The organism is Mucilaginibacter sp., from assembly GCF_028287845.1.
GTDB lineage: Bacteria > Bacteroidota > Bacteroidia > Sphingobacteriales > Sphingobacteriaceae > Mucilaginibacter.
Map to the genome: position 1 here is coordinate 1 of NZ_JAQBOW010000113.1, position 7,155 is coordinate 7,155.

General features: G+C 39.4%; 6 protein-coding genes. 5 read left to right on the forward strand and 1 reads right to left on the reverse strand.

Annotated features, from left to right (window positions below; all coding sequences use genetic code 11):
* Positions 1-914: ABC transporter substrate-binding protein (locus tag JWP71_RS11645; protein ID WP_299500012.1), on the reverse strand; the 914-nt coding region annotated here is incomplete at its 3' end.
* A 98-nt stretch (positions 915-1,012) separates the two neighbouring features.
* Here JWP71_RS11645 and JWP71_RS11650 point away from each other — a divergent pair.
* The 5 genes from JWP71_RS11650 to JWP71_RS11670 form a co-directional block, all read left to right on the forward strand.
* Positions 1,013-2,164: a methionine aminotransferase gene (locus JWP71_RS11650; RefSeq protein WP_299500014.1), complete on the forward strand. Its 1,152-nt coding sequence runs from the start codon at positions 1,013-1,015 to the stop codon at positions 2,162-2,164.
* Between the two features lie 42 nt (positions 2,165-2,206).
* On the forward strand, positions 2,207-2,983 hold the full coding sequence (locus tag JWP71_RS11655; protein ID WP_299500016.1) for an amidohydrolase: 777 nt from the start codon (positions 2,207-2,209) through the stop codon (positions 2,981-2,983).
* Positions 2,984-3,067: 84 nt separating this feature from the next.
* A complete protein-coding gene (locus JWP71_RS11660; RefSeq protein WP_299500018.1) occupies positions 3,068-5,620 on the forward strand; it encodes a GH92 family glycosyl hydrolase in 2,553 nt (850 codons plus the stop codon).
* Positions 5,621-5,652: 32 nt separating this feature from the next.
* Positions 5,653-5,991 (forward strand): TfoX/Sxy family protein, encoded by a 339-nt coding sequence (locus tag JWP71_RS11665; RefSeq protein ID WP_299500020.1) that lies wholly within the window; start codon positions 5,653-5,655, stop codon positions 5,989-5,991.
* 115 nt (positions 5,992-6,106) lie between these two features.
* The coding region (locus tag JWP71_RS11670; RefSeq protein ID WP_299500023.1) for a transglycosylase domain-containing protein at positions 6,107-7,155 on the forward strand (1,049 nt) is incomplete at its 3' end.

Below are 7,155 nucleotides of genomic sequence, written 5' to 3' on the forward strand. Positions count from 1 at the left end.
GCATTATAAACGCGCTTTCTTATCTTAACCATTTCTGGTTTAAGGCCGGTTGTTTTATGTGTTTTTAAATATTGTGCAGCCTGCTCGCCTGCCTGGTAGCCCCATTGATAAATATCGGCGCCAAATGCTGCTACTGCACCACGTTGTACCAAGCCGGCTTCGCTGGTAAATATGGGCACATTAGCCTGGTTGCAATTTTTCAATATCGTTTCAAACGAGGCAAACACTGTGTTATCGGGGTTAGCAAAAAAGGCATCAATATTTTTACCTAACAAAGATTGGGTAACCAGTTGCGCGTCTGCTGATGAATTTAGCGGCAATGCAACCAAAGTAATATTTAATTTATCAGCCAATCCTTTTATCCGCTCCATTGCATCGGCAGATTGCGGTTCAACCTGGTTATAGATCATCCCAATAACAAGTTTTGCTCCTTTGGGCTTTAACAGCTTAGGGATGATGGAAAACGAAGTATCTATGTATTGAAGATCCTCCATTACGCCAAATAAATTGGCCGGGGCCTTGCCATCGGCACCTATCACCTTCATTCGCTCTGGTGTTGGTGATACTATCTCAAAAATTGGAATTGTTTTAGTGTTTTGCACTGCCGTAACGGTTGCTAACGTGGTGCAGGTAGCCAAAAGATCAACATTTTCTGATACAAAATAATTAACTATCTGCGTTAGCGTTGGGATATTACCCTGTGCATTGCGATATTCTATTTGAACTGTTTTTTTCTCTTCGCTAAAGCCTTTTTTGTTTAAGGCATCGGTAAAACCGGTTCTTGCCTGCGCTATAGTTGCGTCTTCAAAAGCATCAACAAAACCAACAACAGGTACGGTCTTATTTTTAGTGGATTGGCACGATGCCAGGAGGATAGCAATAAATATAATCGGTAGATATCTCTTTAACTTCATTTTACTAAGTTAGGTAATAGGTATGAAAGGCAAAAGTAGAAAGGTAAAGTGAAATCAAATTACAATATGTATACGGTTTTTACTTATTTTGGCCAAACATGACATCTATTGCATCTAAACTCCCCCAGGTAGGAACAACTATTTTCACCACCATGTCGGCTTTGGCGGCCGAAGTTGGTGCTATAAATCTTTCACAAGGCTTTCCTGATTATGACTGTTCTCCCGAATTAATAGAGATGGTAAACAAGGCCATGAAAGATGGCCATAACCAATATGCGCCAATGGCTGGTGTAAAAGCTTTACGTGAACAAATAGCTTACAAAACAGAAAGACTGCATGGCGCCGTCTATAACCCGGATACAGAAATAACTGTTACAGCTGGCGGCACACAGGCCATATTTACCGCTATAAGTGCGGTTATCCATCCAAACGACGAGGTAATTATATTTGAGCCCGCGTTTGATTGTTACGCCCCTGCTATTAAATTAATGGGCGGCATTGTAAAATCATTAGAACTGCAGCCGCCGGATTACCGCATTGCCTGGGATATGGTTAAAAAACTGGTTAATAGTCGCACAAAATTGATTATTCTTAATTCACCGCATAACCCTACGGCTACTATTTTGCGTAAGGAAGATATAGAAGAATTAAGCGCTATTGTGAAAAATCAGAATATATTGATATTAAGTGATGAAGTATATGAACATTTGATATATGATGGCGAAACCCATCACAGCATGGCCCGTTATCCCGAATTACAGCAACGCAGTTTTATTGTTGCATCATTTGGTAAGCTGCTCCATGCTACAGGCTGGAAGATTGGTTATTGCCTGGCCCCTGCCTATTTAATGCAGGAATTTAGAAAAGTGCATCAGTTTTTGGTTTTTAGTGTTAACTCGGCCATGCAGTACGGCATTGCTGAATATTTAAAAAATGAAGATACCTATTTAAGCCTTCCCGCTTTTTTTCAGCAAAAAAGAGATCATTTTAGAAAAGGATTAGCACAAACCGGATTAGAATTATTGCCTTCTTATGGCTCTTATTTTCAATCAGTTAAATATGGCCATTTAACATTAGAAAGCGATACAGATTTTGCATTAAGGTTAATAAAAGAGGCTGGTGTAGCTTGTATACCCACCTCTGTTTTTTATACGCAAGGAACGGATTATCGTGTTTTGAGGTTTTGTTTTGCAAAAAAGCAAGAAACATTGGATGATGCCGTTAATAGATTAATGGAGTTTAAACTTTGATAAGAGATATCACGTATTAGTTACCTGCCGAAGCTAAATATTATGGATAATTTAAAAATCACTTTGTTTCAAGGATACCTGTTTTGGGAAAAAATAGATAAAAATCTGCAAAACATCGCTTTGCGGTTATCTGGTATACGGGAGAAAACCGACCTTATTGTACTGCCCGAAATGTTTAATACCGGCTTTACTATGAATGCGGAGGAACTTGCCGAACCCATGGGTGGTAAGACCATGCAATGGATGCATAAAATTGCACAACAATATACTTGTATAATAACAGGCAGCCTTATTATAGCTGAAAATGGAAAATATTATAACAGGCTTATATGGATGTCGCCGGACGGAACGCACAGCCATTATGATAAAAGACACCTGTTTGGTTTAGCCAAAGAAAACAATACCTATACAGCCGGCACTAAAAAGCTGATTGTAGAACTAAAGGGCTGGAAAATTTGCCCAATGATTTGTTATGACCTGCGTTTCCCGGTATGGATACGGAACGTTAATGAAACTTACGACCTATTACTTATAGTTGCCAACTGGCCAGAGCGCCGCGCTTTACACTGGCGTACTTTAATACCCGCCCGTGCTGTCGAAAATCAAGCTTACGTAATAGGAGTTAACCGTGTTGGGCATGATGGTAATGAGGTTTACCATTCTGGCGATTCAACCTGTATAGATCCAAATGGCAATGTAGTTTACTATAAACGTGATGAAGAGGATCTTTACACCTTTTCTATAATTGCAGATGAAGTTATAAAAGTACGGCGCACCCTCCCATTTTTAAAGGATGCCGACGATTTTAAAATTGTTTAATTGTATTTAACAAAATACAGAACTATCCCCGGTTACAAACCTGATAAACTTTGTTAATTTGCGCTTTAAAAATAAATCTGTAAAGTGATAAAGCTATTCCGTGTTTTACTTTTAGTTACTTTTGGTTTCGCTGTATCCGCATCGGCACAAAAGAAAAAAGATTATACCCAGTTTGTTGACCCATTTATTGGTACCGGCGGTCACGGGCATACTTACCCTGGTGCTGTATTGCCCTTTGGCATGGTACAATTAAGCCCCGATACTCGTTTAGATGGTTGGGATGGCTGCTCTGGATATCATTATACAGATTCTGTTGTTTATGGCTTTTCTCATACTCATTTAAGTGGTACAGGCATCCCCGATTATTGCGATATCCTGTTTATGCCAACAACAGGCAATCCCCAACTTAAAAATACCGATTATAGCTCGCCTTTTACTAAAAAGAACGAAACAGCAAATCCCGGTTATTATAAAACCAGGCTCAATAAATATGGCATTGATGTGGAGCTTACGGCCACCATGCGGGCGGGTATGCACCGGTATTCTTATCCATCAACCCAACAGGCAAATATTATTATTGATTTGCAGCACCGTGATACCGTAATTAATTCATGGATAGAAATAGTAAATGACCATGAGATCCGGGGCCTGCGCGAATCAAAAAGCTGGGCAAAAGATCAATTTGTATATTTTTATGCCAAGTTTTCAAAGCCATTTAAAACTTATGGCATAGCAATTAATGATGTTTTGCAAAATGGATTAAAAAAGGCAGAAGGCAAAAATGTCAAACTATATATCCAATTTGCTAATCCCGGCGAAGTAATATCAAAGGTAGGCATATCAGCAGTAAGTACAGACGGTGCGTTAAAGAACCTTGATGCCGAAATACCTGATTTTGATTTTAAAAGGGTACAGAGAGCCGCCAAAACAGCCTGGATAAATGAACTGGCAAAAATTGAAGTTGAAGGCGGCAACCCGGAGGCAGAGCAAGAACAGCAACCATCGGTGAATAATATAGGTTATGGCGCCAGCCGTCGTGTTCCGGCTAAAAAAGTACCATTTGTTGATTATGGGAAGGTTAAAAGAACCATATTTTATACTGCGCTGTATCATAGCATGCTATCGCCAAACATTTACAGTGATGTTGATGGTCAGTATCGTGGCATGGATGAAAAGGTACATGTTGCCGAAGGCTTTAATTACTATACCGTATTTTCTTTATGGGATACTTTTAGGGCAGAGCATCCCTTATTGGAATTAATAGACCGCAAACGCACACTTGATTTTATTAAAAGCTTCCTGGCGATGTATGACCAGCAAGGCTTATTGCCCATCTGGCCGCTTGCATCAAACGAAACCTATTGTATGATAGGCAACCATTCTATCCCGGTTATTGTTGATGCTTATGCAAAAGGTATAAGAGATTTTGATGCGGAAAAAGCTTTTACTGCTATGAAATCTGCGGTAAACCGTAACCAGTATGGGTTAGATTCTTATCGTAAAAATGGTTTGGTATTGGCTGATGATGAACCTAAATCGGTATCAAAAACGCTGGAATATGCTTATGACGATTGGTGCATCGCTCAAATGGCTAAAATGCTGAATAAGCCGCAGGAATATGCCGAATACATACAACGTGCACAGTACTGGAAAAACGTTCAGAATAAAGACAATGGCTTTATGCAGGCCCGCATTAATGGCGATTGGTATAAGCCCTTTGACCCTACAGAGGTAAATAAAAACTATGTAGAAGGCAATGCCTGGCATTATACTTTCTTGGTACCACAGGATGTAAATGGCTTAATAAACCGCATGGGCAGTAAAGTAAACTTTGAAAATAAACTGGATGAATTATTTACCACTTCATCAAAAATGACAGGCATCCAGCGGGTTGATATTACTGGTTTAATAGGCCAGTATGCGCATGGTAATGAGCCAAGCCATCACATGGCTTACCTGTTTAATTTTACAGATGAACCGGACAAAACGCAGTTTTATATTAATCGCATTTTAAGCGAAGAATACAGTAATAAGCCAGATGGCTTAGCTGGTAATGATGATTGCGGGCAGATGTCGGCCTGGTATGTAATGAGCTCATTGGGGATGTATAATATTGCTCCCGGCCAGCAGCAATTTCAGGTAGGTTTGCCACAGTTTGAAAAGGCGGTTATTAACCTTGAGAATGGAAAAAAATTCACCATCCTAAATTCGGGCTCACTGGTAAGCAGGAATAATATTTATTTACAGGGCATGAGCCTTAATAAAAAGTCATACAATAAACTCTATCTGGATTATACCAACATAGCCAACGGTGGCGAATTTGAAGTTTATACCGGCCGCCTGGCTAATAAAATGTTTATGCAGGATTTGGACAAACCGGAATCTAATATCGCAGACAACTTAATAGTTCCCAACCCAACCATAGTTTTATTAAAAACGTTTGCCCCGCCTACACAGGTAGAGATAAGAAGTAATGATACAGAGATTAATACTATTTATTATACAATAGATGGCTCTGCTCCTACAACGGCTTCCGCAGTTTATAGTAAGCCCATACCCATTTTAGCAAGAACTGTTGTTAAAGCAGTAGCTGTTAAAAATGGCAAATCAAGTTTTGTTACCGAAGCACATTTTTAGTAAAACATTATCCATTTATTTACTTATAAACAATGGCCTACAACGAAAAACTCGCGGATAAAATAAGAGAAGCATTAGCAGATCATGACCTGCCGGATATTGAAGAAAAGAAAATGTTTAGGGGCATTTGCTTTATGGTGAATGGCAAAATGTGCGTTTGTGCCAGCGGTGATGAAATGCTTTGCCGCATAGGTCCCGAATATAAGGATGCCCTTGAAAAACACGGCGTTCGTGGCATGATACGTAATGGAAAAGCGTTAAAGGATTTTATTTTTGTAAGTGAAGATGCCATGAAAACAAAAAAGGAATTTGATAGTTGGATAACTAAGGCCCTTGCGTTTAATAAATTTGCGAAAGCAACCAAAAAGTAAACCAAATACAACGTATTTTGCATTGCTCTCTCCTAAAATTTAACAGTTAAAATTACGTTGTTACATAATTATTAACGGGCTATGATTTTGAGCCATAATTTTACATCTTTACCGCATGTTCAGACGTATAAAAAACCAATACCTGAGATACTTCCTCATCATTATATATTCATTAATTATCTTTTTTTGCTGTATTGAATTAAACTTCCTGTGGTTGTTTGGCTATTCGCCTGATATGCAAGATATTAGGAGCCCAAGTTTATCTGTTGGTTCACAAGTATATACGGCCGATGGTAAATTAATAGGAGAATATTATCGTGAAAACCGCTCGCCGGTTGATTATAAAGCCATATCGCCCAGCCTGATAAACGCGTTAGTAGCAACAGAAGATGTGCGGTTTTACAAACACGGCGGCGTTGATTTTTACTCTTTCGTCACCAGTATACTTTCAACAGCTAAAGGTGATAAACGCGGGGGCAGCACCATTACACAACAATTGGCAAAAAACTTATATTCTACCCGTAAAAGAAAATCGCAGGGGCTATTAAGGCATATCCCTGTTATCCGCACGCTGGTTTCGAAATGTAAGGAATGGCTAACCGCTTATAAAATTGAGCATGTTTATAATAAGCAGGAAATACTTACCCTGTATTTAAATACGGTGCCGTTTGGCAACAATTCGTTTGGTATAAAAACTGCTTCACTTAAGTTCTTTGATAAAACCCCTGACGCCGTTACCCCTGCCGAAGCTGCCACGCTGATAGGCATGCTTAAGGCTACATCAACCTATAATCCGATAAACAACCCGGATAAAGCGGTTGAGCGCAGAAATACCGTATTGGGGCAAATGGAGAAATATGGCTTTTTAAGCAAACCTGATTATAATACCTATACTAAAATGCCAATAGGGCTTAATTTAAGCTATGTAGAGGATGATTCGCATGGCGATTCATATATTCGGGAGGCGGTTGAGCGCTGGATAAAAAAATGGTGTAAAGACAACGATTATAACCTTTATGAAGATGGCTTAAAGATATACACTACTATCGACTCGCGATTACAACAACATGCAGAAGATGCTGTGGCTGAAAAAATGAAGATGCTGCAAAGACGTTTTGACAATCTTTGGGGAACCAAAAACCCATGGCGCGATTCGAAGGGCAA

Excerpts from the sequence above, each read along its gene's own strand:
- JWP71_RS11650 (WP_299500014.1), top strand. The coding sequence starts at position 1,013 with ATGACATCTATTGCATCTAAACTCCCCCAGGTAGGAACAACTATTTTC.
- JWP71_RS11655 (WP_299500016.1), top strand. The coding sequence starts at position 2,207 with ATGGATAATTTAAAAATCACTTTGTTTCAAGGATACCTGTTTTGGGAA.
- JWP71_RS11665 (WP_299500020.1), top strand. The coding sequence starts at position 5,653 with ATGGCCTACAACGAAAAACTCGCGGATAAAATAAGAGAAGCATTAGCA.